The sequence below is a fragment of the Brevundimonas sp. genome (assembly GCF_027487935.1).
Lineage (GTDB): Bacteria > Pseudomonadota > Alphaproteobacteria > Caulobacterales > Caulobacteraceae > Brevundimonas.
In genome coordinates, this window is sequence record NZ_JAIYCP010000001.1 from 1 (window position 1) to 26,114 (window position 26,114).

28 protein-coding genes are annotated in these 26,114 nt (G+C 67.9%); 13 read left to right on the top strand and 15 right to left on the bottom strand.

Going from position 1 to position 26,114, the window contains the following annotated elements; all coding sequences use genetic code 11:
- The first annotated feature begins 242 nt into the window (after positions 1-242).
- Positions 243-968, top strand: a complete 726-nt coding sequence (gene phbB, locus Q0053_RS00005; RefSeq protein WP_298094249.1) for an acetoacetyl-CoA reductase — start codon at positions 243-245, stop codon at positions 966-968.
- Positions 969-1,068: 100 nt separating this feature from the next.
- Positions 1,069-1,833 (top strand): DUF4908 domain-containing protein, encoded by a 765-nt coding sequence (locus tag Q0053_RS00010; protein ID WP_298094251.1) that lies wholly within the window; start codon positions 1,069-1,071, stop codon positions 1,831-1,833.
- Here the strand turns inward: Q0053_RS00010 and gloB are convergent.
- Positions 1,830-2,552, bottom strand: coding sequence for a hydroxyacylglutathione hydrolase (gloB, locus tag Q0053_RS00015; RefSeq protein ID WP_298094253.1), 723 nt, complete (start codon positions 2,550-2,552; stop codon positions 1,830-1,832). The two genes, Q0053_RS00010 and gloB, sit on opposite strands and share 4 nt — an antisense overlap.
- A 45-nt stretch (positions 2,553-2,597) precedes the next feature.
- On the opposite strand from gloB, the gene Q0053_RS00020 reads away from it, so the two are divergent.
- From Q0053_RS00020 to Q0053_RS00040, 5 genes are all read left to right on the top strand, one after another.
- Entirely contained in the window at positions 2,598-3,371 is a 774-nt protein-coding gene (locus Q0053_RS00020; protein WP_298094255.1) for a class I SAM-dependent methyltransferase, read from the top strand.
- A 10-nt stretch (positions 3,372-3,381) separates the two neighbouring features.
- The gene (locus tag Q0053_RS00025; protein WP_298094257.1) at positions 3,382-3,885 is read left to right on the top strand and encodes a histidine phosphatase family protein; all 504 of its coding nucleotides are present in this window, start codon (positions 3,382-3,384) and stop codon (positions 3,883-3,885) included.
- Entirely contained in the window at positions 3,882-4,238 is a 357-nt protein-coding gene (locus tag Q0053_RS00030; protein ID WP_298094259.1) for a DUF952 domain-containing protein, read from the top strand. Before Q0053_RS00025 ends, Q0053_RS00030 begins: the two co-directional genes overlap by 4 nt.
- Positions 4,229-5,266, top strand: a complete 1,038-nt coding sequence (locus Q0053_RS00035; protein ID WP_298094260.1) for a quinone-dependent dihydroorotate dehydrogenase — start codon at positions 4,229-4,231, stop codon at positions 5,264-5,266. The genes Q0053_RS00030 and Q0053_RS00035 overlap by 10 nt, the downstream gene beginning before the upstream one ends.
- Before the next feature lie 65 nt (positions 5,267-5,331).
- A complete protein-coding gene (locus tag Q0053_RS00040; protein WP_298094261.1) occupies positions 5,332-7,299 on the top strand; it encodes an ATP-binding protein in 1,968 nt (655 codons plus the stop codon).
- Between the two features lie 169 nt (positions 7,300-7,468).
- Here the strand turns inward: Q0053_RS00040 and Q0053_RS00045 are convergent, their stop codons facing one another.
- Positions 7,469-7,954, bottom strand: coding sequence for a peroxiredoxin (locus Q0053_RS00045; protein ID WP_298094263.1), 486 nt, complete (start codon positions 7,952-7,954; stop codon positions 7,469-7,471).
- Between the two features lie 126 nt (positions 7,955-8,080).
- Between Q0053_RS00045 and Q0053_RS00050 the strand changes: the two genes are divergently transcribed.
- Positions 8,081-8,650: a YqgE/AlgH family protein gene (locus Q0053_RS00050; protein WP_298094264.1), complete on the top strand. Its 570-nt coding sequence runs from the start codon at positions 8,081-8,083 to the stop codon at positions 8,648-8,650.
- A 42-nt stretch (positions 8,651-8,692) separates the two neighbouring features.
- Here the strand turns inward: Q0053_RS00050 and Q0053_RS00055 are convergent, their stop codons facing one another.
- From Q0053_RS00055 to coxB, 12 genes are all read right to left on the bottom strand, one after another.
- The gene (locus Q0053_RS00055; RefSeq protein ID WP_298094266.1) at positions 8,693-8,998 is read right to left on the bottom strand and encodes a hypothetical protein; all 306 of its coding nucleotides are present in this window, start codon (positions 8,996-8,998) and stop codon (positions 8,693-8,695) included.
- Between the two features lie 87 nt (positions 8,999-9,085).
- A complete protein-coding gene (locus Q0053_RS00060) occupies positions 9,086-10,753 on the bottom strand; it encodes a bifunctional diguanylate cyclase/phosphodiesterase (protein WP_298094268.1) in 1,668 nt (555 codons plus the stop codon).
- 32 nt (positions 10,754-10,785) lie between these two features.
- Positions 10,786-11,376 carry a GNAT family protein gene (locus Q0053_RS00065; protein ID WP_298094271.1) on the bottom strand — a complete coding sequence of 197 codons (591 nt, stop codon included), beginning with the start codon at positions 11,374-11,376 and terminating at the stop codon, positions 10,786-10,788.
- An 86-nt stretch (positions 11,377-11,462) separates the two neighbouring features.
- A complete protein-coding gene (locus Q0053_RS00070) occupies positions 11,463-12,674 on the bottom strand; it encodes a pitrilysin family protein (protein ID WP_298094274.1) in 1,212 nt (403 codons plus the stop codon).
- 50 nt (positions 12,675-12,724) lie between these two features.
- On the bottom strand, positions 12,725-13,459 hold the full coding sequence (locus Q0053_RS00075) for an SURF1 family protein (protein ID WP_298094277.1): 735 nt from the start codon (positions 13,457-13,459) through the stop codon (positions 12,725-12,727).
- 4 nt (positions 13,460-13,463) lie between these two features.
- The gene (locus Q0053_RS00080) at positions 13,464-13,856 is read right to left on the bottom strand and encodes a DUF983 domain-containing protein (protein ID WP_298094280.1); all 393 of its coding nucleotides are present in this window, start codon (positions 13,854-13,856) and stop codon (positions 13,464-13,466) included.
- Positions 13,853-14,761 (bottom strand): cytochrome c oxidase subunit 3, encoded by a 909-nt coding sequence (locus Q0053_RS00085; protein WP_298094285.1) that lies wholly within the window; start codon positions 14,759-14,761, stop codon positions 13,853-13,855. The genes Q0053_RS00080 and Q0053_RS00085 overlap by 4 nt, the downstream gene beginning before the upstream one ends.
- Before the next feature lie 51 nt (positions 14,762-14,812).
- Positions 14,813-15,346: a cytochrome c oxidase assembly protein gene (locus Q0053_RS00090; protein WP_298094351.1), complete on the bottom strand. Its 534-nt coding sequence runs from the start codon at positions 15,344-15,346 to the stop codon at positions 14,813-14,815.
- 50 nt (positions 15,347-15,396) lie between these two features.
- A complete protein-coding gene (locus Q0053_RS00095; RefSeq protein WP_298094288.1) occupies positions 15,397-15,576 on the bottom strand; it encodes a hypothetical protein in 180 nt (59 codons plus the stop codon).
- 2 nt (positions 15,577-15,578) lie between these two features.
- Positions 15,579-16,547 (bottom strand): heme o synthase, encoded by a 969-nt coding sequence (locus Q0053_RS00100; protein WP_298094291.1) that lies wholly within the window; start codon positions 16,545-16,547, stop codon positions 15,579-15,581.
- Positions 16,548-16,622: 75 nt separating this feature from the next.
- Positions 16,623-18,293, bottom strand: coding sequence for a cytochrome c oxidase subunit I (gene ctaD, locus Q0053_RS00105; RefSeq protein ID WP_298094294.1), 1,671 nt, complete (start codon positions 18,291-18,293; stop codon positions 16,623-16,625).
- A gap of 23 nt (positions 18,294-18,316) precedes the next feature.
- The gene (gene coxB, locus Q0053_RS00110) at positions 18,317-19,288 is read right to left on the bottom strand and encodes a cytochrome c oxidase subunit II (RefSeq protein ID WP_298094298.1); all 972 of its coding nucleotides are present in this window, start codon (positions 19,286-19,288) and stop codon (positions 18,317-18,319) included.
- A gap of 254 nt (positions 19,289-19,542) precedes the next feature.
- Here coxB and Q0053_RS00115 point away from each other — a divergent pair, with 254 nt between their 5' ends.
- From Q0053_RS00115 to tldD, 4 genes are read left to right on the top strand one after another with little or no spacing between them, the layout of a single operon-like run.
- Positions 19,543-19,929, top strand: coding sequence for a PadR family transcriptional regulator (locus Q0053_RS00115; protein ID WP_298094300.1), 387 nt, complete (start codon positions 19,543-19,545; stop codon positions 19,927-19,929).
- Positions 19,926-20,513 carry a DUF1700 domain-containing protein gene (locus tag Q0053_RS00120; RefSeq protein WP_298094303.1) on the top strand — a complete coding sequence of 196 codons (588 nt, stop codon included), beginning with the start codon at positions 19,926-19,928 and terminating at the stop codon, positions 20,511-20,513. Before Q0053_RS00115 ends, Q0053_RS00120 begins: the two co-directional genes overlap by 4 nt.
- A gap of 2 nt (positions 20,514-20,515) precedes the next feature.
- Positions 20,516-21,292 carry a DUF2807 domain-containing protein gene (locus Q0053_RS00125; RefSeq protein WP_298094307.1) on the top strand — a complete coding sequence of 259 codons (777 nt, stop codon included), beginning with the start codon at positions 20,516-20,518 and terminating at the stop codon, positions 21,290-21,292.
- A 39-nt stretch (positions 21,293-21,331) separates the two neighbouring features.
- The gene (tldD, locus tag Q0053_RS00130; RefSeq protein WP_298094310.1) at positions 21,332-22,762 is read left to right on the top strand and encodes a metalloprotease TldD; all 1,431 of its coding nucleotides are present in this window, start codon (positions 21,332-21,334) and stop codon (positions 22,760-22,762) included.
- Between the two features lie 176 nt (positions 22,763-22,938).
- Here tldD and Q0053_RS00135 read toward each other — a convergent pair whose 3' ends face one another.
- The gene (locus Q0053_RS00135) at positions 22,939-23,895 is read right to left on the bottom strand and encodes a TraB/GumN family protein (protein WP_298094312.1); all 957 of its coding nucleotides are present in this window, start codon (positions 23,893-23,895) and stop codon (positions 22,939-22,941) included.
- Between the two features lie 171 nt (positions 23,896-24,066).
- On the opposite strand from Q0053_RS00135, the gene Q0053_RS00140 reads away from it, so the two are divergent.
- On the top strand, positions 24,067-26,109 hold the full coding sequence (locus Q0053_RS00140; protein WP_298094314.1) for a TonB-dependent siderophore receptor: 2,043 nt from the start codon (positions 24,067-24,069) through the stop codon (positions 26,107-26,109).
- Positions 26,110-26,114: the final 5 nt, after the last annotated feature.

Below are 26,114 nucleotides of genomic sequence, written 5' to 3' on the forward strand. Positions count from 1 at the left end.
TAGGGCTTAGGGCTTAGGGCTTAGGGCTTAGGGCTTAGGGCTTAGGGCTTAGGGCTTAGGGCTTAGGGCTTAGGGCTTAGGGCTTAGGGCTTAGGGGCCGAAGATCGGGGCGAAAGGCGGCGGCGTTTTGCCCGGCCCTACTCCCTAAGCCCTAAGCCCTAGCCCCGGCGCCCTCCTGTCGTTAAACATTTCCATGAAGGCCCCCCACCCGTGAGGGCCATGCTTGGAACAAGGAAACGCACATGGCTCGAGTGGCTCTGGTCACGGGTGGGACCCGCGGCATCGGCAAGGCGATCGTTCAGCGTCTGAAGGAAGACGGCATGCTGGTCGCCGCAGGCTATTCCGGCAATGTCGAGGCCGCCGAGGCGACCGCGAAAGAGCTGGGCGTCATGGTGGTCAAGGGCAATGTCGGATCCTATGACGACTGCGCCCGGGCGGTGCAGGAGGTCGAGGCCGAGCTGGGACCGGTCGACATCCTGATCAACAATGCCGGCATCACCCGCGACGGCTTCTTCCACAAGATGAGCTCGGAGCAATGGTCCGACGTCATCCGGGTGAACATGGACAGCGTCTTCAACATGACGCGCCAGGTGATCAACGGCATGCGCGACCGCGGCTTCGGCCGGATCGTCAACATCAGCTCGATCAACGGACAGAAGGGCCAGATCGGCCAGACCAACTATTCGGCGGCCAAGGCCGGGATGATCGGCTTCACCAAGGCGCTGGCGCTGGAAAATGCTCGCAAGGGCGTGACGGTGAACTGTATCGCGCCGGGCTATATCGACACCGAAATGGTCGGGGCCATGGACGAGAAGGTCCTGGCGGGGATCATCGCCCAGATTCCGGTCGGGCGACTCGGAAAAGGCGAGGAAATCGCCGACATGGTGTCCTGGCTGGCCGGGGAACGTGCCGGATATGTCACAGGCTGCACCCTGTCGCTGAACGGAGGGCAGTATCTGGTCGGCTGACCGGGTCCTGCCCAAAATCCGCCGCGGGCCGATTGCACGACTCCGCCCCATGGAGTTGACGGTGAGGGTCAGAAGGGCGCGAACGCCGCTTCCGGCGGCGATGGCGATTGCCCTCGCCGCGGCGGCGCTGTCTTCGCTGTCCACCGCTTCACAGGCCCAGGCCCAGAACCAGGGCAATGCCCAGGCCGAGCAGAGTCAGTCGCTGCGCAACCGCAACGCCGTTGAGGCGCGGGCGGTGCCGCCGACCGGCCGTTATGTGGCTGAGTCCGGCGAGGCCTTCATTCTGGACCGGTCAGGCCAGCGGCCCCTGCTGCGCTTCGACCGGCGCGACGAGACCTGGGTGCTGCGGCCCACGGCCGCGCCCCGCGGGGATGTGATCTATCGCAATGACGCCGGCGACCAGCTGCTGCGGGTGACACCCGGCGGCGGCATGACCGTCTATACGCCCCTCGCGCCCGGCGGATCGCCCGCCTCCCTGTCCGGTCCGGGCCAGAGCCTGTCGCCGCCGACCCTCGGCCCCCTGCAGCTATGGAGCCTGATGGCGCGGCGGAGCGACATGATCAGCCAGGCCCTCGGCCGTCTGGTCGCCATCAATCTGACGGGCGAGCGTTCCGAGTCCCTGTGCGTGGAGGCGCTGATCGTGACGACCGACGCCGTCCTGCGCATTGCCCGCTCGCCGACGGCCCGACAAAGCCTCGACCGGCTGACCACCATCACCATCATCGAGGGTGATCGCGCCTCGGTCACCTATATCGGGGGACGGCTGGTGGTGACGGTCGATCCCGATGAAGGCCTGGCGGGGCGTCCGTCCTCGGCGCGGGTGATCCAGGCCTTCCTTGGCCCGACCGAAGGCGGTCGTCGCTAGAACACGTCCTTGGCCGCCCGGACGGCGGCAAAGGTTTCGGCATCGCCCGCGCGCAGGAAGGGATTGAAGGCCTTTTCCGCGCCGATGGTGGTCGGGACCGTCGCCTCGCCCCGCTCGCGCATCGCGAAAATCTCCGCCGCCCGGGCCGCCATTTCCGGCCGGTCATCGACGCTGAGGGCGAAGCGGGCGTTGGCGGCGGTGTATTCATGGGCGCACCAGACGACCGTCTCATCGGGCCAGGCCGCCAGGGTCTGCAGGCTGTTCCACATCTGGGCCGGGGTTCCCTCGAACAGCCGTCCGCAACCGAGGTTGAACAGCACGTCGCCGACGAAGGCCTGGGCGTCTGCGGGCGAGCGATAGACGATGTGGCCGAGGGTATGGCCGGGCGTGTCGGTCACCTCCAGGGCCGTCCCGCCCAGCATGACCGTGTCGCCCCCCGCCACGACCCGGTCGAGCGGCGCGGCGCGGCGGACCTCTTCGGGGCCGACGATCTCGCAGCCGGTTTCGGCCTTCAGCCGGGCGTTGCCCTGGGTGTGATCGGGATGCCAGTGGGTGTTGAGGATCAGGTCCAGCCGACCCCAGCCCGATCGCTCCAGCTCGGCCAGGATGGCGTCCGCGTCGGGTGTGTCGATCGTCGCCACCCTGCCGCTGTCCCGATCCCGGACCAGCAGGCCGTAGTTGTCGGTGAGGCAGGGGAAGAGGCGCACATCGAGGGTCATACGGGTCTTCTAGCAGCCGCCCCCGGCGCGGCCTATGGTGCAGCCATGCGGCGCAGTATCGAGGAACTCCGGACCTTCTACGGCGAGCCCGCCGGTGCCCTGGCGCGGCGGCTGCTGGCGCGTCGGCTCGAGGACGCCTGGGGCGAGGCGACCAACAGCGATGTGCTGGGTCTCGGTTATGCCACGCCCTGGCTGGACGCCTTCGTCGGCGCGCGGCGGGTGGTCGCCGCCATGCCGGGCGGTCAGGGTGTCGAACCCTGGCCGGCGGCAGGCAAGAACCGCACCCTTCTGGTCGATGACCGACGCCTGCCCTTTGCGGCCGGATCGTTCGACCGCATCCTGATGATCCATGCCCTGGAGGAGGCGGACGACGCCCAGGCCCTGATGAACGAGGCGGTGCGCGCCCTGTCTCCGGCCGGACGGATCATCCTGGTGGCGGCGGCCCGGGGCGGGTTGTGGGCACGATCCGAGTCGACCCCGTTCGGATACGGACAGCCCTTCACGCGCCGTCAGCTGGAGCGGCTGGTGCGGGCAGCGGGACTGGAGCCCACGGCCTGGTCACAGACTCTCTATGTGCCGCCCTGGGGTCCCTTGCTGCCCCTCGCCGACGGACTGGAACAGATCGGCAAGCGTATCATGCCGGGGGCGGCGGGCGTCATCCTGCTGGAGGCGACCCGGCAGGCCTATGCCCGGATCCGCCCGGGCGGGGCGGTGGCAACGGTGCCGGTGATGGCACCCGCGCTCCAGCCCCAGCCCGCCTCGCGATCACCACGCGATCTGTCGGACAGTGATCTGGCGGGAAACGGCGAACGCCCTTAAAGCCCTGCCCATGCAGCGACTGATCCTGATGCGTCACGCCGAGGCGGAGCCGGCCGCCGGTTCCGGTCGGGACCGCGACCGGGTCCTGTCCGGCCGGGGTCGAAAGGATGCCGCCGCCATGGCGCGCGCCCTGGCCGGGCGTGGCATGCGCCCCGATCTGGCGCTGGTCTCGCCGGCCGCCCGCACCCGCCAGACCTGGGAGCTGCTGCATGATGCCTTCGGCGACGTGCAGGTGCGGGAAGACGAGCCCCTCTACAATGGCGGCTCCGAAACCCTGCGTCGCTACATCGAGGCGGTCGAGGATGAGGCCGGTTGCCTGATGGTCGTGGCCCATAATCCCGGCATTCATCTGCTGGCCGTGGACTATCTGGTCGAGGGGGCCGCCTCGCCGGCGGTGCTGGACCGGATGAGCGGCGGCTTCCCGCCGGGCGCGGCCGCGATCTTCTCCGTCGACGTCGCCGGCCGCTGCAGCTTCGAAGGCTTCATCCAGCCGCGCGATCTGGGCGGCCAATGAGCGGGGTCGCCTACAAGCTGGTCGATCGCAGCGAATGGATCGCCGCGCTGGCCGCCGGTGCCTATGCCGGGTCGGCGGTCGACCGGGCCGACGGCTATATCCATATGTCGACGGCGGCGCAGTTGGCGGAGACGGCGCGGCGGCACTACGCCGGGCGGCGCGAGCTGGTGCTGGTCGAGGTCGACCTCGCCCCGCTCGGCGCGGCCCTGAAATGGGAGCCGTCGCGCGGCGGCGACCTGTTCCCGCATCTGTTCACCCCCCTGCCCGCCAGCGCCGACGCGCCGCAACGCGGCCTGTCGGTCGATACCGACGGCGTCATGCACTTCGAGGATGGAGCGATCGGATGGCCGTGACCGACATCGGTGCCGCCCTGCTGCGCACAATCGACCCGGAGACGGCCCACGGCCTCGCGATCCGGGCCCTGCAACTGGCTCCCCTGCCGCCCGCGCGGGCGGATGACCCCATCCTTGCCACCACCGTCGCCGGTCTGCACCTGCCCAATCCCGTCGGGCTGGCCGCCGGTCTGGACAAGAACGGCGAGGCCCTGCACGGCCTGTCACGGCTCGGCTTTGGCTTTGTCGAATGCGGCTCGGTGACTCCCCTGGCCCAGCCGGGCAATCCGAAACCGCGCCTGTTCCGCCTGAGCGAGGACCGGGCGATCATCAACCGGATGGGGTTCAACAACGCCGGTCTGGAGGCCTTTGCCGGCCGGCTGGCGGCCCGGCCGCGCAAGGCCGTGATCGGTGCCAATCTGGGGGCCAACAAGGATACGGAGGACAAGGCGGCGGACTATGTCGCGGGGCTGATCCGGCTGAAGGGTCTGGCCGACTATGTCACGGTCAATGTCTCCTCGCCCAATACGCCGGGCCTGCGCGCCCTGCAGGGACGGGCGGCGCTGGACGACCTGCTGGGGCGGCTGGCCGAGGCGCGGGGCACAGACCCGACGCCGGTCTTCCTCAAGATCGCACCGGATCTGACCCCGGCCGAGATCGGCCTGATCGTTGAGGCCAGCCTCGATCACCGGATCGACGCCCTGATTGTGTCAAACACCACCCTGGACCGGCCCGACAGCCTGCGGTCGCGTGACCGGGCCGAGGCGGGAGGCCTGTCGGGCGCGCCGCTGAAGGCGCGATCCGGCTCCGCCCTGCGCGCCGCGGCCGAGGCCGGTGGGGGGCGGCTGCCCCTGATCGCGGCGGGCGGCATCGACAGCGGCGCCGAGGCCTGGGCCCGCATCCGGGCCGGGGCCTGCGCCGTCCAGCTGTATTCCGCCCTGATCTATGAGGGGCCGGGACTGATCGGACGGATCAAGCGCGACCTCGCCGCGCGGCTGCGTGCCGAGGGATTTTCCACCGTCGCAGAGGCTGTTTCAGCCGCCCGTTGACGGAGCGTTAGGGCGAGCCGGTCATGATCCCGGGTGGGGCAGAAACGCCCGTTTCGGGGAGCCGCATGGCGAAAGCAGCAGACGACATGCCTCCCGGTGCGGCCGTCGCTGATTCCGGCGACTGGGCCAGGGCGATCCGCCAAAGGCGCAAGTCCCTGCTGCAGCGGCTCGGCCTTGCCGTGGCTCTTGCCTTGATCTTCAGTCCGGTCCTGGGTTGGCCACTGAGCCTGGGCTGGGTGGTCGGCTATTTCGCCGTCCAGCTGCTGGACCTCTGGATCTTTACCCCGATCACCGCCGGCAAGACCGACCGGTTGTCCGGTGCCCGACGCGTCGCGTCCTGGATTTCCCTGGTCCTGAACGCGGCCTTTTTCTGCAGCCTGTCCATAGCGCTCTGGCTCATCGGTGGTCCCGCCGGAGGCGTCTGCGCGATCCTGCTGCTTGCGGGGGCGGCCATCTACGCATTGGGCAATGCCTCAAGCTCAGGGTCGGTGATGCTGCTGACCGCTTCCTGGCCCCTGCTGCTTCTGGCGATGACGCCGGTGTTCATGGCCACCGAGGGAGCGACGTCCAGCATGCTGACCGTCGCCGCCTTCTGTGCCGGTGCCTTTGTCACCTTCTGCCTGTCGACCTGGAGGCGCATGAACCGGGCGCACCAGTCGGAGCGTGCGGCCCGCGTCGAGGCCCAGGCCAAACGGCTGGAGGCCGAACAAATCCTGGCCGGTCGCAGCGCCTTCCTGGCCGCGATCGGCCACGACCTGCGAACCCCGATCAGCGCCATCCTGACCGGCGCTGCGGAGCTGGAAAATGGAGCATCGGATGCTGCTGCCCGGTCCCAGGCCCTTCTGATCACCGACGCCAGCCTCATGATGAAGGCCATGCTGGACGACCTGCTGGATCACGCCAAGCTGGACGCCGGCCACATGACGGTCGACCATGTGGACTTCAACCTGCGCAGCCTGCTGACACAGACGATGCGACTGTGGCGCGGCCCGATCCGGGGCAAGGGCCTGAAACTGCGGGTCGAGGGCGCAGCATCGATCCCGGCCGCCGTCCGGGGCGATCCGCTGCGGGTGCGCCAGATCCTCAACAACCTCGTCTCCAACGCGATGAAATTCACCGGGACGGGCTCGATCACCCTGCGTCTCGAGGCCTGGAGCGAGGAGCCCGGTGGCCATGCGGTGCTGATCACTGTCGAGGACACCGGCCCGGGCATGACCGACGACCAGCTCGACCGGCTGTTCACGCCATTCGATCAGACCCTGTCGGGAGTCAGCGCGCTTCACGGCGGCACCGGACTGGGCCTTGCCATCAGCCGCCAGCTTGCAGAACTGATGGGTGGACGGTTGACCGTTCGCAGCAGTCCGGGCACCGGCACCAGCTTCACCCTGTCGCTGTTCCTGCTGCAGGCCCAGCGGGCAGAAGCCGCCCCGACGACGCTCGACCGTGAGAGCCGCGACGCCGTCGCCCGGGCCCTGCCCGACCGCATGCCGGGCTCGACCGTTCGAAACCCGTCGGGCCATTCGCCGGCTATGGAAACGACCTCATCCCCGGCCCGGGTTGAGCCTGTGGCGCACCAGGACCCGGAAGGGGTATTGGACGACAGCGAGGCGGACGAAGGCCGGCCGATGCGGGTGCTGGTGGTCGACGACCATGACATCAACCGACGCGCCCTCCAGTTGATCCTGCAGCCGTTGGGCTGCGATATCGCCACAGCGGCCGACGGCCTGACGGCGGTCAGTATCTGCGAGCAGACCGCCTTCGACCTGATCTTCATGGATGTGCGGATGCCCGAGATGGATGGCCGCGAGGCCACACGACGGATCCGCGCCGGAGGTGGCCCCAACGCCGGGGTGCCGATCATCGCCGTCACCGCTGATACAGCGCCGGACGACATCGCCGCCTGCACCGAGGCCGGCATGACCTATTTTGTGTCCAAGCCGATCACCCCGCCGATGCTGCTGGGGGCCGTCACCCATGTGATGACCCTGGCGCAGGCTGACGAGGTCGCCGAGGCGGAACCCGTCGCGGCCTAGGCGGACTTCGGGGACATCCGCGGTAAAGTCCTCCCCCATCGGGGGAGGTGGCGCGGCGCGGCTTCGCGCCGTGACGGAGGGGCCGTGAAGCTGCCGCCAGTGCCCCTCCACCATCCTTCGCCTTCGGCTTCGGATGGTCCCCCTCCCCCGATGGGGGAGGATTTAGCCCCTACAGCTGCGCCAGAAGGTGTTCGGCGGAGGAGACGCGGAATTCGCCGGGCTGTTCGACGTTCAGCTGGCTGACCACGCCGTCCTTGACGATCATGGAATAGCGCTGCGAACGCTCGCCCATGCCGAAGCCCTTGGCGTCCATGGTCAGGCCCAGCTGGCGGGTCAGATCGCCGTTGCCGTCGCCCAGCATGACGATCTCGTCCTTGCCTATGCCCTGGCTGTCGGCCCAGGCACCCATGACGAAGGCGTCATTGACCGAGATGCAGGCGATGGTGTCGACGCCCTTGGCCGCCATCTCTTCGCGGTGGTCCTTGAAGCCCGGCAGGTGGCGGGCCGAGCAGGTCGGGGTGAAGGCACCGGGCACGGCGAACAGGGCCACGGTCTTGCCGGAGAAGAGGTCGTCGGTGGTGACGGGCTTGGGGCCGTCGTCAGTGGCGCGGGTCAGGGTGGCCGAGGGGATGCGGTCGCCGATCTGGACGGTCATGGGGGGCTCCGGGAGGATGTGGGACAGTGCGTCAACGCCCAGATAGGGGTTGTGGTTCGCGACGCCAAGCCGATCATGTCCTTTCGTCGCCTTGCGTCCGCGGGCCGGCGTGCCGATGATAAGGTCATGGTCGAATTCCAATCCCTGGTCGGACGACTGCTGGTGGCCATGCCGGGCATCAGCGACAGCCGGTTCGAACACGCCGTGATCCTGATCTGCGCCCATCGGCCGGACCACGCCATGGGCCTGAGGCTGGACCGGCCGGCGCCGGGGGTGGACCTGAAGAAGGTGCTCGACAAGCTGAAGACCCAGGCCCCGGACGAGGCGGCCAGGCGGCGGGTGCTGATCGGCGGACCGGTGGAGCGGGAGCGCGGCTTTGTGCTGCACACCGACGACTGGCTGATCGACGACGCCTCCCTGGCCTTTGCCGAGGGTCTGGCGATGACGGGCACGCGCGAGGCCCTGGCGGCCATGGTGGACCCGGCGGCGGGGCCGCACCGGTCGGTGCTGCTGCTGGGCTATGCCGGCTGGGGCGAGGGTCAGCTGGAGGATGAGTTGGGCGAGAACGTCTGGCTGACGGCCGATGCCGACCCGGAGCTGATCTTCGACGCCGACTACGACGGGAAATGGGCCAGGGCGGTGTCGGGTCTGGGCATCGATCCGGCGCAGCTGTCGGGGCAGAGCGGACGGGCCTGAGGCCGAGCCGGGTTTCGACCCGTCAGGGCACCACAGCCGACTTCAGGGACACCTGACCGAGGGCTTCCGGCTCATCAGTATCCAGTCATTGGCGGCGTCATTCCAGCGCGCATAAATCGTGTGCCGGCATGTCTCCCGGATGATCTGCTCGCCGACGTGATCGGTCCGCCGCTTGCTCCACTGGTACTGGCGGCGTCCGTCCGGCATGTCCAGAACGGTGTCAGGTTGCCCGTAGCGGGCGACCGCGACCTCGACAGGCTGGTCGAGAAAGTTGATCCGGTAGGTCGGGGTGGAGGCGCAGGCGCCCAGCGCCAGCAAGCCAATGAGCGCGGTCGTTATCCGGTGCATATCGTCTCCTCCGAGAGGTCGAACGATGTTATTCTAGCAAGACTTGCATGCGCGGATCAACCGGCGCGAGGCCGGCGTACCCCCGCCCTAGGCCGACCGCGCCTTGATCGGGGCCGTGCCGTCGGCGAGGGACTCGTTCAGATAGACCTCGGCCTCCTGGGCCGGCAGGGCGGGTGCGTAGCCGAAGCCCTGGCCGTAGTGGCACTGGGCGTCGAGCAGGAGTTTGGCGAGGCTGGCGTTTTCGACGCCCTCGGCGACGACTTCCAGCGACAGGTCGCGGCCGAGGTTGACCACCGATTTGACGATCTTGGCCGAGCCCTCGTCCTTGTCCATGGTCAGAACGAAATAGCGGTCGATCTTCAGCGTATCGAACGGCAGTTTGGCCAGCCAGGTCAGGGAGCTGAAGCCGGTGCCGAAGTCGTCGAGCGCCAGGGAGGCGCCGGCCGCGCGCAGCCGGGTCAGGGTGTCGGCCGCGCGGGTGGTATCGCGCATGATGTCGCCCTCGGTGACCTCCAGCTTCAGCGCGCCGCGGGGCAGGCCCGCCTCGGCGATGATCCGGGTCACGTCCTCGACCAGATTGGGCCGCTCGATCTCGCCGACCGAAAGATTGACGCTGCAGAACAGCTTGCCCGCGGACGGATGGCGGACCAGCCATTCGGCCAGCTGACGCGCGGCCTGGGTCATCATCAGCAGGCCGAGATCGTTCATCAGGCCCATCTCGTCGGCGAGGCCGAGGAATTCATCGGGCGGGACAACACCCCGCCGGGGGTGGCGCCAGCGGGCCAGGGCCTCGAACCCGGCCACAGCCCCGGTCAGCAGATTGACGACCGGCTGATAGAAGGCCTCGATCTCACCACGCAGGAAAGCGTTGCGCAGGTCGGCCTCCATGGCCAGCCGGGACAGGCTGTCGCTTTCCAGGGCACGGCCATAGGCGGCGGCGCCGCCGCGGCCTGCGGTCTTGGCCTGTTCGACCGCCAGTTCGACCCGACGCAGAAGCTCGGCGGGATCCGGCGCGTCCAGCCCACCCTCGGCCTGGGCCGAACCGATCGAGACGGTCGGATAGATGTCGAAGCCGGCGACGCGCAGGGGCTGTTCGAGGGCCTCGCGCACCCGCTCGGCCACGGTGCCGCTGCCGCGCGAGGCGAGGACGGCGAACTCGTCCTCGCCGATGCGGGCGGCATGGGCGTCCTTGGCGAAGGCGGCGTTCAGGCGTGATCCGAGGGCGGCCAGAACCAGATCGGTGCGCTCATGGCCCAGGGCCTCATTGAGACGGCGCAGGCGGTCGACGTCGGCCACCACCAGCTCATAGTCGCCGGGCTGGACCAGCTGCTCCCCGGCGCGGGCGAGGAAGGTGCGACGGTCGAGCAGACCTGTCAGCCGGTCGAGGTGGGAGGCGGCGAATTTCGTTTCCAGGGCGACGACGCCGGCCGCGCGCAGCCCGTCCTCGAGCCAGACGCCACGCCAGATGCAGGTCTCTGAGTCCCGCATGCGCAGGCGGACGGCGACCTCGGTGCCCTCGGCCTGCGGCTTGAGAATCTTCTCGGCCAGCGCCCGATCCTGGGGAATGGCCACGGCGGTGAAGGCCGCCCCCGAGCACTCCGGGGCCAGCGGACCGAGGCCGAGAGACCGCGTCGCGCCGGTAAAGCGCATCTGGTCCTCGGACGGGGTCCAGATCCACAGGGCGGTGTCCGCGGCGGCCAACGCCTCAATGGCCGTCGTCGCGTCCCAAGCCAGACTTCTGGAGCGAGTGTTCAAACGCCTGAAGGGTCCCGACAGGACGGCCGGAATCAGCCGCCGAGTCCGACCCCGTCATTGACGAGACCGAACAGAAGATGATCTGCCCAAACGCCGTTAATTTTCAGATAAGCCCGGGCCCTTCCCTCAAGATGAAAGCCTGACTTTTCAAGCACGCGGCGGGAGGCGGTATTGTCCGGCACACAGGCCGCCTCGACTCGGTGCAGGTTCAGGTCCTGGCAGGCCCAGGCGACGATGGCCCGGGCCGCAGCCGTGGCGTATCCGCGACCGGCGTAACGGCGACCGATCCAGTAGCCCAGGGTGCCGGTCTCGGCCACGCCACGCCGGACATTGGACAGGGTTATCGCCCCCACCAGCGACTGATCCGAATCGGCGAAAATGAAGAAGGGCCAGGCGTTGCCGGCCTCCATCTCGCGGGCATAGATCGACAGGCGACGCCGGAAGGCGGCCCGGGTCAGATCGTTCTCGGGCCAGAGGGGCTCCCAGGGCTGAAGCCAGGCTTGCGACGCCAGCCGCTCGGCCGCCCAGGCCTCGTGATCGGACAGGCGCGGCGGACGCAGGGTCACGCCCTGGCCCTTCACCACCGGCCCGGTCGCTTCGTTGATCCAGTCCAGCAGGGCCATGGGACTGTTTTAGCGCAGTGTTCCGGCGAGGTGAACCACACCGGACAGCGCCCCGGCGCTTTCGGGATGACAAGGAGTCCCGGGAACTAGCCGAAAAGGGCTTCGCGGAAGGCCGCGCCGGCGGGGGCCGCCGCCTTCGGGCCCAGCACCGCGGTGGCGCAGAGCCCGGCTGTCAGCGAGGCGGCGGCGGCGCTGCGGACTGTATCGACAGTCTGGGCCAGGGTCCGTTCCGACATGGTCTGTGACGGGATCAGGGCCCCGAAGATCAGCACCTGGGCGGCGGCGCGGCCGGCGCGGGCGGCGGGGCTTTCGTCCGACATCCACAGGCCGGCGTTGAGCACCGCCTTGGCACGCGACAATTCGGCGGCGGTCGGACCGGTTTCGGCCAGGGCCCTGAGTTCGGCGGCGCACACCTGGGCCAGCTCAACGGCCCGGTCGGCGGCGGCTCCGGCGTAGATCCCCAGCAGGCCCGCGTCCTCATAGGGCTCGTGCCAGGCATCAATGGCATAGGCGAGGCCGCGCTCCTCGCGGGCGCTCTGGAACAGACGCGAGGCCATGCCGCCGCCGAGGATCTCGCTCATCAGCCGGGTCGCGGCATAGGACGGATCGCGGGCCGAAGGCGCGGGCAGCTGGAAGACGATGTTGGCCTGTTCGATCCGCCGGGTCAGGGCTGCTTCGCCGCCGGTGAACCGGGGCACGGGCGGTGCTTCGGCCGGGGTCGAGGCCTCGGTGCCGAACCAGCGCTCCGCAAGGGCCAGAAGCTGGGTCTCGTCCACCGCGCCGGAGACGGCCACGACCATCCGGTCCGGCGAATACAGACGGGCGCGCCAGTCGCCGATGGCGGCGCGGGTGACGGGCTTGAGGCTGGCCACGGAGCCGAGGATCGGCCGGCCGAGCGGCTGGCCCTCGAAGGCGCGGGTCTGGGCCATTTCGAAGACGTGGTCGTCGGGGGTGTCGAAGGCCTCGGCGATCTCCTGGGCCACCACGTCCTTCTCGCGCTCGATCTCGGCGGGGTCGAGCGTGGGCCGGAAGACCAGGTCGGACACCACCTGCATGGCCAGCGGCAGGGAGCCGTGCAGGGCGCGGACCTCGAAACTGGTGCGCTCATAGCCGGTCGAGGCGTTCAGGGAGCCGCCCTCGGCCTCGATCCGTTCGACGATCTCGCGCGCGCCCATGTCGCCCGCGCCCTTGAACACCAGATGTTCGAGGCAGTGGGACCAGCCCGAGGTCGCCTCGGTCTCCCATTTGGCCCCGCCACGCACGGCGACGGTCAGGGCCAGGGTGCGCAGGCCGGGCATGGGATCGCAGACGACGCGGACGCCGTTGGACAGGGTGTGGAGGGTGGCGGTCAGGAGGATTCTTCTTTCCCTATCGCCTCGCTCGCGGAGCGAGGCTGCTTGAGGGTTCTGCGGAGCAGCACGATGTAGAAACCGACCAGCGCCAGCGCCAGACCGAACCAGGTCAGGGCATAGCCCAGATGGTTGTTCGAAAAGGCCGCCGGCGGGGCGGACGGCTGGAGCGCCGGCCACTCCGGATTGGATGAGGTCAGGGCGAACAGGGTGTTCGGATCGGGGTCGGCCACGCCGAGGGCCGCGGCCATCCCCGCCATGTCCCGCGCGAAGAACCGTCCCTTGTCGACGGGCAGGGCCATGGGACCCGGCGGCGGCGTCTCCCGGACCTCGGCCACCAGCGGGAAGGACTCCGTCGAGGGCTCGACCGGCGGGCGGGCGGAAATGGTCCCGGCGACAAAGCCGCGGTCGATCAGGAAGACCGACGGGGAGCCGGCCGGCCGACAGGCCGAGATCAGCCGCACCCCGGGCTCGCCGTCATGGATGGTCTGAAGCTCGACCCAGGGGGCGGTGGCCAACCCCGGGCAATCGATGGCCACCTTGCGAAAGGCAGGATCGGGCATGGCCATCACGGCGGCAAGCGGCGCGGGCGGAACGGCGGCGGCGGCCTCGGCCTGGTCGATCAGGCCGTTCTTCCACTGCATCCGCTGCACCTGCCAGACGCCGAGGCCGCACAGCAGGGCGAGGGCAAGGGCGCAGACGATCGTCAGGCCGAACGGGAAGCGGGGGCGCATGGCCTCAGCTGTCATGGCGCGACTGCCCCGACTTGTTGCGCATCTGAAGGGCGATCATCACGCCCTTGCCGGGGCGCATGAGGCCGAGCGACAGGCCGGCGACCAGCGGCAGGGCGACGATCAGCATGGCCCAGATCGGCGGGTTGAAGGCCACCTGCACAAACAGGGCTCCGAACACCACGATGCCGCCGGCGATCTGCATGATGAAGATGGCGGCCCCGTCGCCGGTGTTCAGCCGGGTGAAGTCGAAGCCGCAGACGGCGCAGCGGTCGACCACCTTGAGAAAGCCGCTGAACAGCGGGCCCTTGCCGCAGTGGGGACAGCGACAAAGAAGTCCGGCGCGGATCGGGTCGATCCGCGCCGGCTCAAGATCAAGCCCTGTGGGGCCGTCCGTCACCCGAAGGTGACGTAGACGAAGGCGAAGAGGAACAGCCAGACCACGTCCACGAAATGCCAGTACCAGGCCGCCGCCTCGAAGCCGAAATGCTTCTGCGGGGTCATCTGGCCGGCCATCAGGCGCAGCAGGCAGACCAGGAGGAAGATGGTGCCGAGCAGGACGTGGAAACCGTGGAAGCCGGTCGCCATGAAGAAGATCGAGCCATAGAGCCCCGAGTTCGCGGCCTCTTCGTTGAAGAACAGGTGCTCGTGCAGGATGTGCTGGTACTCATAGACCTGCACCGCGGTGAACAGGATGCCGAGCAGGACGGTGATGATCAGGCCGGTCCGGGCCCCCTTGCGGTCACCGACCTGCAGCGCATGGTGGGCCCAGGTCACCGTCGTGCCGCTGAGCAGCAGGATGACGGTGTTGAGCAGCGGCAGCTGCCAGGCGTCGAGGGTCTCGATACCCTTGGGCGGCCAGGTCGACCAGGCGGCGGCGGTATCGGCCCAGCCGGCGACTTCCGGGATGTGGGCGCGGGCTTCGTTGAAGACCGCCATCTCGAAGAAGATCCAGAAGAAGGCGGCGAAGAACATCACTTCCGAGGCGATGAACATGATCATGCCGTAGCGCAGGCCGATCGAAACCACCGGTGTATGATCCCCGGCCTTGCTTTCCTTGATCACGTCCGCCCACCAGGCGACGGCGGAAAACAGAACCCCGGCCAGGCCGGCGAAGAACAGGACCTTGTCACCTTTGGCCAGCAGGGCGGCCGCGATCGGGCCCGCATCGGGCCCGACAAGGCCCTTCATCCACACGACAGCGCCGATGAACATGAGGGTGGTCGCGATCGAGGCGATCAGCGGCCAGGGGCTGGGGTTCACCAGGTGATAGTCGTGGTGGGGAGTGGCGTGTGCGTCGGCCATCAGGGTCTCTTGAAACAGTCGAGAGTCGTTAGGGGCAGGCTATAGCGTCGGCTATCCCGCCGCGCCAGAGGCTTGGGCATTTGGAGCGATGTCCGCTTTTGCAGCCTGCTCGAAGCCCTGGGTGGGATAGAAGGTATAGCTGAGGGTGATCTCCTCTACGCCCCGGCTTTCACGATCGGTCGCCATTTCGGGTGCCACGAAATACTGGACGGGGAATTTCATCGTCTGGCCGGGCTGGATGGTCTGCCCCTCGAAGCAGAAGCACTGCAGCTTCTGGAAATAGGGGCCGGCCCGCTCGGGGACGACGTTGTACCCGGCCGTGGCCCTGATCGGACGGTCGGAGGTATTGGTCACATCGAAATAGGCGATGCCGGTCTCGCCGATGTGGACGCGCTGGCTGACCTGTTCGGCCCGGAAGGTCATGGGCAGGCCGCGCACATTGGTGTCGAACCGAATCAACACCGTCTCGTCCAGCTGGACATCCGGTGCCTTGTCTGCCTTGCGGACCGTGCCGTCGAAGCCGGTGACCTGGCAGAACAGCTGGTAAAGGGGCACGGCGGCGAAGGCCGCGCCGGTCATGAACATCACGCCGGCGGCGCAGGCGATGGCAACAAGGTGGTTGGAGGTCGGCTTCTTCACCGGGCGTACTCCACAGGGGCACCGGCCGCGAGCGCTTCCTTGCGGGCGTCGATGTTGCGCTTGAGGTTCAGGACGGTGACCGTGAACACCAGCAGGATGAAGGCGACCAGGGCACCGGCGATGGCGAGGTTGCGCTTGTTGCGGGCGGAGAGTTCTGCGGGAGTCAGGCGACGCATGATCATGACAGTCCGGGAAGGGCGGTGATGCTCTCGACCAGAAGGGCCGCGAACAGAGCCATCAGGTACAGGATCGAGAAGGCGAACAGGTTGCGGGCTGGTTTGGCCTCGACGCGGACGTCATACAATGCGGCCTCTCGTCCCACGGCCTCGGCCTTGTCGGGCTGATCACCGGCGCGACTGCGCCACAGACGGACGGCCAGGAACAGGAAGGCCAGCCCGCCGCTGATCGACACCGCCAGATACAGGGGCCCGCCGAGGCCCAGCAGGCCCGGTGCGACAGCCACCGGCACGAACACGAGACTGTAGACCAGGATCTGCAGCCGGGTGCTTTTCGCCCCGCGCGCCACCGGCATCATGGGAATACCCGCCCGGGCGTAGTCACCGGCCGAATAAAGGGCGAGCGCCCAGCTGTGCGGCGGGGTCCAGAGGAAGATGATGGCGAACAGCAGCCAGGCCTGCCAGGGAGCTTCGCCCGTCGCCGCTGCCCAGCCGATGACCGGTGGAAAGGCTCCGGCGGCACCGCCGATGACGATGTTCTGGGGCGTCCGGCGCTTCAGCAGCAGGGTGTAGAAGACCGCATAGTAGAGGATGGTCATCAACAGCAGGCCGCCGGCCAGCCAGTTGGTGGTCATGCCCAGCAGCATGACCGAAAAAACCGACAGGATGACGCCGAAGGTCATGGCGTCGTTCTTGCTGACCCGTCCGGCCGCCACGGGCCGTCCCCGCGTACGCCGCATCAGGGCGTCGGTCTCGCCCTCCAGGGCCATGTTGAGCGCCCCTGCCGCCCCGGCGCCGACGGCGATGCACAGGATGGCGATGGCCGCCGACAGCCAGTCAAGGTCACCGCCCGCGACGACCAGACCGGTCACGGCGGTGAAGATCACCAGTGACATCACGCGCGGCTTCAACAGCTGGAAGAAATCTTCCGGCTGGGCCGTCGAGACGGTGACTGTGGCGGGTTCGGTCATGGGGCTTTCAACGCTTGAGGGCCGCCCCCTGTTGAAGGAGCGGCCCCCGATTTTTCGCGGTCCGGACAGTCCGGACTAGTGCTGGTCGTCCTTGACCACCGGCAGTTCATTGAACTGGTGGTGGGGCGGGGGCGAGGACAGGGTCCACTCCAGGGTCGTGGCGCCTTCACCCCAGGGGTTGGCGACGCCCGGACGACGCCGGATGGCGGCCTCGGCCAGCATGATCAGGAAGACCAGGACGCCGACGACGGTGATGACGTAGCCCCAGGTCGAGACCATGTTCCAGTAGGCGTAGCCGTCCGAATAGTCGACGTAGCGGCGCGGCATGCCCTGCAGGCCCAGGAAATGCTGGGGGAAGAAGATGATGTTGACACCGACGAACATCAGCCAGAAATGCAGGCAGCCGAGGAACTCGTTGTACTTCACGCCGAACATCTTCTCGAACCAGTAGTAGAAGCCCGCGAAGATGGCGAAGACGGCGCCCAGCGACAGCACATAGTGGAAGTGGGCCACGACGTAATAGGTGTCGTGCAGGCTGTAATCGATGCCCGCATTGGACAGGACCACGCCGGTCACGCCGCCGACCGTGAACAGGAAGATGAAGCCGATCGCCCACAGCATGGGCGTCTTGAAGCTGATGGAGCCGCCCCACATGGTCGCGATCCAGCTGAAGATCTTCACGCCCGTGGGGACGGCGATGATCATGGTCGCGGCGATGAAATAGGCGCGCAGGTTCACGCCCATGCCCACCGTATACATGTGGTGCGCCCAGACGATGAAGCCGACAAAGCCGATGGCGACCATGGCGTAGGCCATGGCGAGGTAGCCGAAGATCGGCTTCTTCGAGAAGGTCGAGACGATGTGGCTGATGATGCCGAAGCCCGGCAGGATCAGGATGTAGACCTCGGGGTGGCCGAAGAACCAGAACAGGTGCTGGAACATGACGGGGTCACCGCCGCCGGCCGGGTCGAAGAAGCTGGTGCCGAAGTTGCGGTCGGCCAGCAGCATGGTGATGGCACCGGCCAGGACCGGCAGGGACAGCAGCAGCAGGAAGGCGGTGATCAGCACCGACCAGGCGAACAGCGGCATCCGGTGCAGGGTCATGCCCGGCGCGCGCATGTTGAAGATGGTGGTGATGAAGTTGATGGCGCCGAGGATCGAGCTGGCACCGGCCACGTGGAGCGAGAAGATCGCCAGGTCCATGGCCGGACCGGGATGCCCCTTGGTCGAAAGCGGCGGATAGATGGTCCAGCCGCCGCCGAAGCCGAGGCCGCCGCCGGGCTCACCCGGGACGAACATCGACACGATCAGCAGCACCCAGGCTGCCACCAGCAGCCAGAAGGAGATGTTGTTCATCCGCGGGAAGGCCATGTCCGGCGCGCCGATCATGATCGGTACGAACCAGTTGCCGAAGCCGCCGATCATGGCGGGCATGACCATGAAGAAGATCATGATCAGGGCGTGGCCGGTGACGACGACGTTGTAGCCGTGCTTGGACGCCTGGACGAGGCCAAGCCCGTCGATCAGCCCGCCCTCGCGGAACAGCTGGATGCCCGGCTCGGCCAGTTCCCAGCGAATCAGACCGGACAGGGCACCACCGACCAGGCCCGCCATGATGGCGAACAGCAGGTAGAGGGTGCCGATGTCCTTGTGATTGGTCGACAGGAACCAGCGGGTGAAGAAACCCGGCTTGTGGTCATGATGCCCGTCGTGGTCGTGGACGAGGTTTTCGGCTGCGGTGGCCATAGCTGTGGGGCTCTCGCGGTTCGTTACTGGGCGGCCGGAGCGACGGCGGGAGCCGTGGCGGGCGCAGCGGGTTGAGCGGGGGCGGCGACGGGGACAGCCGCATCGGTGGCGGCGGGTGCACCGGCGACTGCCGGGGCCGCCGGCGTGGCCGGGGCGGGGGCCGCCGGCGTCATCGAGCCACCCTTGGAGGCGACCCAGGCGGCGAACTCGGCCTCGGTGACGACATTGATCTGGATCGGCATGAAGGCGTGGTCGACGCCGCACAGTTCCGAGCACTGGCCGTAGAAGGTGCCGACGCGATCGGCGCGGAACCAGGTCTCATTGACCCGGCCGGGGATGGCGTCGGTCTTCAGACCGAAGGCCGGCAGGGCGAAGGCGTGGATGACGTCGGTCGCGGTGACCAGAACCCGGACCGTCTTGCCGACCGGGACGACGATCGGCTCGTCGGCGGCGAGGCGGTACAGGCTGTGCGGCATGCCGCGGGCTGCGATCTCGTCTTCCGGCAGCATGTTGGAGACGTATTCGGGGACACCCTGGTCCGGATACTCATAGGACCAGTTCCACTGGTTGCCGGTGGCCTTCACCGTCAGGTCCGGCTTAGGCATGTCGTGATAGGCGTACAGCAGGCGGAACGAGAACAGCGAGATCCCGACCAGGATCAGCACCGGCAGGACCGTCCAGACAACCTCGATGAAGGTGTTGTGGCTCCATTTGGCCGGAACCGGATTGGATTTCTTGTTGTAGCGAATGACGATCCAGATCAGCAGGCCCAGCACCAGCAGGGTGATGCCCGTGATCACCGGCATCAGCACGGCATTGTGGAAGAAATGCACCTGCTCCTTCAGCGGCGACGCCGCCGGCTGCAGACCCATATTGCCGTCAGTGGGCTGACCCATCAGGTCCTGCGCCCACGACGGCGTGGCGGAGAAAACGGCCAGGCCCAGGGCGGTGATGCCACCGCCGATGAACGCCCGGGCCCGCGTGCCCATCCCCATGCGAGATATCCTCATTAAACCGTTTCGCCGCAAACGCTTGCGAGTGAATCGCAATCACCTGCCGGGGCCCTTTGGCCACAGCAGTAGTTCGGGCGGTCCATATCGCCCCCTCCGGCGCTTGCCAAGCGATTGCCGATGGATTGAACGCCGCAGGGGGTGCGCAGGCCCGGATTAATTCTCCGTCATGTTATGACAGCTACCTTGTGTTGCCAGATACCTTGCGATACGTCTCGGCATCAGAAGGAGGGCTGACAGTGCCTGAAGCCATTGAGATACAGCTGAAGAAGGGGGTGCTGACGCTATGCGTCCTGGCCCTGCTGAACCGGCATGACAGCTATGCCTATGAGATCGCCTCCACCCTCTCGGATGCGATCGATATGGGTGAAGGGACCATCTATCCGCTGATGCGGCGGATGCAGTCCGACGGACAGGTGGAGACCTATCTGGTCGAATCGCCGTCCGGGCCGTCGCGCAAATACTATCGCCTGACCGATGCCGGCCGCCGGGCGCTCGACGCCCAGACGACCGAGTGGCGCGCCTTCGCCCACGCGGTCGAATCCGTTCTCGACGGTGCGACACCTGTCGCAGCCGCCGCCGGGACCACCGAAGACGTCACTGCCGAAAGGGGAGCTGAACAATGACCCGCGCCGAATTCATGGGCCGGTTGAGGCGGGGCCTGGTCGGCATGCCGGCCGCCGCCGCCGCCGACATCGCCTCGGACTACGAAATCCATTTTGAGGACGGCCTCGCCGCCGGGCGCTCGGAAGCCGAGGTGGCGGCCGCGCTCGGCGATCCCGATCGGCTGGCCCGCGAGCTGAGGGCCGAAGCCGGCGCCCAGCGCTGGCATCAGGAAAAGAACCCGTCCGCCGCCGTGGCCGCCATCTTTGCGGTCCTGGGGCTGGGTGCGATCAGTATCCTGTTCCTGCTGCCGATCCTGATGAGTGTGGTCGGCGTTCTGTTCGGCCTGTTCATGGCCGCCATCGGCGTCTTCATCGCCGGTGGTGCCATCATGGTCGCCGGACCCTTCGCCGGCTTCCCGGGCGGTCCCGCCGCCGCCATCCTGGCCGGACTGGGCCTGATGGCGGGGTCGACAACCCTGGCCGCCCTGACCGCCGTTCTGACCATCTGGCTGATCAACGGTGTCGTCTGGTTCGCCCGCCTGCACTACCGGCTGCTCAAGCCGGCGCTGAACACCCCAACCCAAGACGCGGCCCAGGAGAGCTGAAGATGATCAAGACCCTTTTCATCATCGCAGGTGCCGGCGTTGTGCTGGCGACCGGCTCACTCCTCGGGGCGGCCGCCCTGGCCGGGGGCGACCTCCGGCACAATGACTGGACCTGGTCCCTGGTCGACAATGACGTCGGCAGCGACGACTTCCGGATGGAGCGCGGCGGAAGCCAGCCCGAGGTGACCCGCACCCTGACCTGGGCCGGCGGCGACCGTCTGCAGATCGAGGTCCCCGGCGAGGTCGTCTATGTCCAGGGTGCCAATCCCGGCATCGTCGTCACCGGGCCGAAAGACCTCGCCGACCGTATCCGCGTCGTCGGCGACCGCCTGACCCTGGATGAAGAAGACGGCTCCGCGCATGGCTACATCCGCTGGAACGGCCACGGCTTCCATGTCTGGAGCGCAGAGGACCGGATCAAGGTCACGGTCACGGCCCCGGCCGTCACCAGTTTCGATCTGGTCGGTTCCGCAGACCTGGAGCTTCGCGACTATGACCAGCCGCAGCTGAACCTGATCCTGTCCGGCTCGGGCGATGTCACGGGGGGCGGCGCGGCCCGCACGGTCCGGATCGATGTGTCCGGCGCGGGCGACGTCGATCTGACGGCCCTGAACACGGTGGACGCCGATGTGCAGGTTTCGGGCTCCGGCGATGTCCGGGTCGGTCCGACCGGCAAGGCGGTGGTGGATATCTCGGGCTCCGGCGATGTCGACCTGACCCGCAGGGCGGCCGAGGTGAGGCGCACGCTTTCCGGGGACGGCGATATCGACGAAAACTGACCCGGTGACGCGGGGACGGTCAGCCCCTACTTAGGCACCATGACCGTCCCCGTATCCCTCCCCGCGATTCTCGATTCCGCCGAAGTCGGTGCCGATGAGGCCCTGACCCTCCTGCAGGAGGCCCTGACCGGGGCCGATGACGGCGAACTGTTCCTGGAGCGGTCCGAGCTCGAATCCCTGGTGTTCGACGACGGCCGGCTGAAATCCGCCGCCTATGACGCCAGCGAGGGCTTCGGCCTGCGGGTGGTGGCGGGCGAGACCGCCGGCTATGCCCATGCCAATGAGATCAGCGGCCCCGCCATCCGCCGCGCCGCCGAGAGCGCCGGCCTGGCCCGCTCCGGCCATGCCGGGATCACCGCCGAGGGCCCGCGCGCGACCAACCAGCAGCTTTATGCGCCGGTAGACCCCCTCGCCTCGCCTGCCTTCTCCGACAAGATCGCCCTGCTGACCGAGATCGACGCCTGGGCCCGGGCCCGCGATCCGCGCGTCGTTCAGGTGTCGGCCAGCATGGTCGGCGAGCGGCGTCACATCGAGATCCTGCGCGGCGACGGCCGCCGCGTCACCGACATCCGCCCGCTGGTCCGGCTGAACGTATCGATCACCGTCGAGAAGGACGGCCGACGCGAGAGCGCCTCGTCCGGGGCCGGCGGCCGGGCCGGGTTCGAGACCTGGATCGCGCCCGACCGCTGGCAGTGGCAGGTCGATGAGGCCCTGCGTCAGGCCCTGGTCAATCTGGAAGCCGTCGACTGCCCCGCCGGCGAGATGGATGTGGTGCTGGGCGCGGGCTGGCCGGGCGTGCTGCTGCATGAGGCCATCGGCCACGGTTTCGAGGGCGACTTCCACCGCAAGGGCAGTTCGGTCTTCACGGGCATGATGGGCAAGCGGGTCGCCGCGCCGGGCGTCACGGTCGTCGACGACGGTTCGATTGCAGGCCGTCGCGGCTCCCTGTCGGTCGATGACGAGGGCACGCCCACCTCGCGCACCGTCCTGATCGAGGACGGCATCATGGTCGGGCTGATGCACGACCGGCTGTCGGCCCGTCAGCTGGGCGCGAAGGCCACCGGCAACGGCCGGCGCCAGTCCTTTGCCCATATGCCGATGCCGCGCATGACCAACACCTTCATGGAGGGCGGCAAGGACTCCCAGGCCGACATGATCGCCTCGACGAAGCGGGGGCTCTATGCCGCCAATTTCGGCGGCGGCCAGGTGGATATCACCAACGGAAAGTTCGTCTTCCAGTGCACCGAGGCCTATCTGATCGAGGACGGCAAGATCACCGCGCCGGTGCGGGGCGCGACCCTGATCGGTGACGGGGCCACGGCCCTGCAGCATGTGCAGATGATCGGTGACGACTTCGCCTTCGATCCGGGCGTCGGCGTCTGCGGCAAGGCCGGTCAGGGCGTGCCGGTGGGCATCGGCCAGCCGTCGCTCAAGATCGCCGGGCTGACGGTGGGGGGGACGGCGGTCTGAGGGCTTGGGGATTAGGGCTTAGGGCTTAGGGATTAGGGGTTGGCGGTGGGGGGTTGGGAGATCGAGACCGTGAAGGTGTCCTGCCCGGGTCTGTCCGGTCCGCTTCCCTAATCCCTAATCCCTAATCCCCAAGCCCTAAGCCCTAAGCCCCAAGACCTAAGCCCTGCCCCACACCCCTACTTCCACTCCGGCCCCACCACCTCAAAGCCGCGGGCCTCGAGGCCGTCCAGAACGCCGCCCTCCTCGGCCAGCAGACGGATCGGGGCAACGCCCATGATCACGCCCGGCGAGACCAGGGCCGTCTCGATCGCGGCCGCCCACTGCTGACGCAGCTGCGGTGCGATCTCGGGATCACCCCAGGGCCAGCACTGGTTCAGGGCCCGGTCGATCGGTGAGGCGACCACATCGGCGACGCGCAGGGCGCGCCAGTCCTCGGCCCGGATACGCGCGGAGTCAGGCCCCTGCTCAGCCGCCACGATGGCCGCCTCGACACAGGGCACATGGGTCGTCTGGGGGGCGGTGATCAGGCTTTCGACCAGTTCGTCGCCGCGGACCGTGCCGACCGGCCGGACCGGAACCCGCGCGCGGCGCGCGGCCCGGCGGATGACGTCCATGGCGTCGTCTCCGGATCGGCCGGCCCGGTAGCCGGCCTTGTCCTGCATCAGCTGGAAGCCGACCAGCAGCAGGCTTTCGGTCCGCCAGTCCTGATTGCGCTCATCGGCCATGATCGCCTCCAGCCGCGCCTGGTAGTCCGGCGTCAGATAGTCGGCCGTGGTCTGGCCCTGGGGCATCATGCCGATGGTGCGGGCCCGCCAAATGATCCGGAAAATGTCGCTGACAGAGACCCGCCCCTCCTGCGGGGACAGGATCTGGTTGGAGCGCGCCGCGGCCGCCTCGAGGTCGTCGGGACGCCAGGCCAGGTCGCGCGGAATGCCGGTGATGGCCCCGACGAGGATCAGGGTGCTGTCGCCTCGCGTAACCGTCCACATCGGGGCACCGGACCGCCGGGCCAGGACCACGATCTCATCCAGTTCCGCCACCTGAGGCTCCGCCGTCTGGGCAGCGGACCGGTCCGGGAGTCCCGCCCCGATCAGCATGATCAGGAACGAAACGGCGATGGCCAATTTTCTCACAACGATACCCGCCTTGATCCAATAGAATTGAGTAACAATACGCCTTCTTCAGAACATCATTCTTACATTTCTGTAATAATGACTTCGATTTAATGCATCTGTCTGTCTTGTAACTGGAGAGTGGAGCGACAGAACGCCACAGCTTCGTCACACGACGAGGGGAATTCTGCAATGACCAAGACCATCCTGCTGGCGACGACGGCCATCCTGCTGACCGCAGGCACGGCCGCCGCCCAGACCCCCCCGTCGTCGCCCGCGGCCCCGGCGGCGGACGCCGCCCAGCAGGGCGTCCTGGTCTTCACCCCGGACTTCTTCGCCGACCAGCGACCGAACACCGCCCTCGACATGGTCGGCCGCGTTCCCGGCTTCTCGGTCCAGGACGGCGACGGCTCACGCGGCTTCGAGGGTGCGGTCGGCAACATCCTGATCAATGGATCGCGCCCCGCCTCCAAGAACGACACCGGCTCCTCGGTCCTGTCGCGGACCCTGGTCGCCCAGGTCGAGCGCATCGAGCTGATCCGGGGCGGGGCTCCGGGCATCGATATGCAGGGCTATGCCGTCGTCGTGAACGTCATCACCCGGAGTCAGGCCAGCACCGAACAGATCCTGACGGCCAATATGGCCTTCTTCGAGGGCGGCACCGATCGCGGCTTCGGCCAGTACCAGTTCACCCGCCGCAATGGCGACCGGGTCTGGGGCTTCACCCTCGCCGACGGCGTCGCGATCAACGATTCCAGCGGCGTGGGCCGTGTCATCCGCCGCGACGCAAACGGGGCCGTGATCCGCGACGAGGGCTACTACGACGACCAGACCGGCGGCGGCCAGGCCGCGCGGGTCAATTTCGCCGACGCCTTCATGGGCGGCAAGATCGACCTGACCGCCCGGATCGACCGGAATGACTACAGCCAGTTCAGCCTGCAGGACGGGCCGACGATCCTCCGCGACAACCGCTATGCCGAGAAGGGCACGAGCGGCGAGGTCGGCGCGGTCTTCACCCGTCCCATGGGCGCGGGCCTGTCCTCCGAGACCCGCTTCATCCGCGAGTGGAGCGAGGAGGACGGGGCCTCAACCTCGAGGACCACCGTCGCCGGCGTGGCCGGCTCCGAGCAGCGCTTCGAATCCATCGAAGAGGCCTCCGAGACCATCCTGCGCTCACTCCTGCGCTGGGAGCGGTCGCCCTCGGTCACGCTCGAGGCCGGCGGCGAGATCGCCTACAACATGCTGGAGGTCGACCAGGCCTTCACCGACGGCGGCGTCAACATTCCGCTGCCGTCTGACCAGATCATGGTCGAGGAGACGCGGGGAGAGCTGTTCGGCAAGGCGACCTGGCGCGTGCGGCCGGACCTGAATGTCGAAGGCGGACTGCGGCTCGAGGCCTCGACCATCACCCAGTCCGGCGATGCCGACCAGGAGAAGAGCTTCTATTTCGCCAAGCCGCGCCTGCAGCTGACCTGGACGCCGCGGCCGCAGAATCAGCTCCGGTTCCGCTTCGAGCGCGACATCGGCCAGCTGGACTTCGGCGACTTCGCAGCGGGGGCAGACCTGGAAGACGAGCAGGTGTTCGGCGGCAATGTGAACCTCGAGCCCGAGGAACGCTGGATCTCCGAACTGACCTATGAGCGCCGGTTCCTCGGCGACGGCATCCTTTCCATCGGCTACCGCCACGACGAGATCATCGGCGTCATCGACCGCCTGCCCTTGCCGATGGGCCTGTCGGCGGTCGGCAATATCGGCGACGGGACGCTGGACCAGCTGGCCGTCAACTTCGTCCTGCCGCTGGACTGGACCGGGTTCTCCGGCGGTCAGTTCCTGTTCCGGAACACCTGGAACGAAACGGCAGTGACCGATCCGACCTCGCGGGAAGAGCGCCCCATTTCGGGCGTCAGGCCGTCCCAGCCGATCTTCGCCCTCTCCCAGGACATCACCAGCTGGAAGATCAACTGGGCGGTGACCTATATCGAGAGCCTGCGCCAGTTCAACTATGCCCCCGACCAGGTCTCGGGCTTCGCCGGCAGCGACTATTTCGAGGCGAACATCGAATACAAGCCGACGCCGACCCTGGCGATCCGGGCCCAGGTCAATGTCTGGAACGACTTCCAGGGCGAACGCACGGTCTTCGCCGACCGCTCGCCGGCCCGCCCCGTCGCCTTCACCGAACTGCGCCCCTCGGACCCGCGCACCTTCTGGCAGATCCGGGTGCGCAAGACGTTCTGAGTCAG

Excerpts from the sequence above, each read along its gene's own strand:
- phbB (WP_298094249.1), top strand. The coding sequence starts at position 243 with ATGGCTCGAGTGGCTCTGGTCACGGGTGGGACCCGCGGCATCGGCAAG.
- Q0053_RS00010 (WP_298094251.1), top strand. The coding sequence starts at position 1,069 with ATGGCGATTGCCCTCGCCGCGGCGGCGCTGTCTTCGCTGTCCACCGCT.
- gloB (WP_298094253.1), bottom strand. The coding sequence starts at position 2,552 with ATGACCCTCGATGTGCGCCTCTTCCCCTGCCTCACCGACAACTACGGC.
- Q0053_RS00020 (WP_298094255.1), top strand. The coding sequence starts at position 2,598 with ATGCGGCGCAGTATCGAGGAACTCCGGACCTTCTACGGCGAGCCCGCC.
- Q0053_RS00025 (WP_298094257.1), top strand. The coding sequence starts at position 3,382 with ATGCAGCGACTGATCCTGATGCGTCACGCCGAGGCGGAGCCGGCCGCC.
- Q0053_RS00030 (WP_298094259.1), top strand. The coding sequence starts at position 3,882 with ATGAGCGGGGTCGCCTACAAGCTGGTCGATCGCAGCGAATGGATCGCC.
- Q0053_RS00035 (WP_298094260.1), top strand. The coding sequence starts at position 4,229 with ATGGCCGTGACCGACATCGGTGCCGCCCTGCTGCGCACAATCGACCCG.
- Q0053_RS00040 (WP_298094261.1), top strand. The coding sequence starts at position 5,332 with ATGGCGAAAGCAGCAGACGACATGCCTCCCGGTGCGGCCGTCGCTGAT.
- Q0053_RS00045 (WP_298094263.1), bottom strand. The coding sequence starts at position 7,954 with ATGACCGTCCAGATCGGCGACCGCATCCCCTCGGCCACCCTGACCCGC.
- Q0053_RS00050 (WP_298094264.1), top strand. The coding sequence starts at position 8,081 with ATGGTCGAATTCCAATCCCTGGTCGGACGACTGCTGGTGGCCATGCCG.
- Q0053_RS00055 (WP_298094266.1), bottom strand. The coding sequence starts at position 8,998 with ATGCACCGGATAACGACCGCGCTCATTGGCTTGCTGGCGCTGGGCGCC.
- Q0053_RS00065 (WP_298094271.1), bottom strand. The coding sequence starts at position 11,376 with ATGGCCCTGCTGGACTGGATCAACGAAGCGACCGGGCCGGTGGTGAAG.
- Q0053_RS00070 (WP_298094274.1), bottom strand. The coding sequence starts at position 12,674 with ATGCCCGGCCTGCGCACCCTGGCCCTGACCGTCGCCGTGCGTGGCGGG.
- Q0053_RS00075 (WP_298094277.1), bottom strand. The coding sequence starts at position 13,459 with ATGCGCCCCCGCTTCCCGTTCGGCCTGACGATCGTCTGCGCCCTTGCC.
- Q0053_RS00085 (WP_298094285.1), bottom strand. The coding sequence starts at position 14,761 with ATGGCCGACGCACACGCCACTCCCCACCACGACTATCACCTGGTGAAC.
- Q0053_RS00090 (WP_298094351.1), bottom strand. The coding sequence starts at position 15,346 with ATGTTCATGACCGGCGCGGCCTTCGCCGCCGTGCCCCTTTACCAGCTG.
- Q0053_RS00095 (WP_298094288.1), bottom strand. The coding sequence starts at position 15,576 with ATGCGTCGCCTGACTCCCGCAGAACTCTCCGCCCGCAACAAGCGCAAC.
- Q0053_RS00100 (WP_298094291.1), bottom strand. The coding sequence starts at position 16,547 with ATGACCGAACCCGCCACAGTCACCGTCTCGACGGCCCAGCCGGAAGAT.
- ctaD (WP_298094294.1), bottom strand. The coding sequence starts at position 18,293 with ATGGCCACCGCAGCCGAAAACCTCGTCCACGACCACGACGGGCATCAT.
- coxB (WP_298094298.1), bottom strand. The coding sequence starts at position 19,288 with ATGGGGATGGGCACGCGGGCCCGGGCGTTCATCGGCGGTGGCATCACC.
- Q0053_RS00120 (WP_298094303.1), top strand. The coding sequence starts at position 19,926 with ATGACCCGCGCCGAATTCATGGGCCGGTTGAGGCGGGGCCTGGTCGGC.
- Q0053_RS00125 (WP_298094307.1), top strand. The coding sequence starts at position 20,516 with ATGATCAAGACCCTTTTCATCATCGCAGGTGCCGGCGTTGTGCTGGCG.
- tldD (WP_298094310.1), top strand. The coding sequence starts at position 21,332 with ATGACCGTCCCCGTATCCCTCCCCGCGATTCTCGATTCCGCCGAAGTC.
- Q0053_RS00140 (WP_298094314.1), top strand. The coding sequence starts at position 24,067 with ATGACCAAGACCATCCTGCTGGCGACGACGGCCATCCTGCTGACCGCA.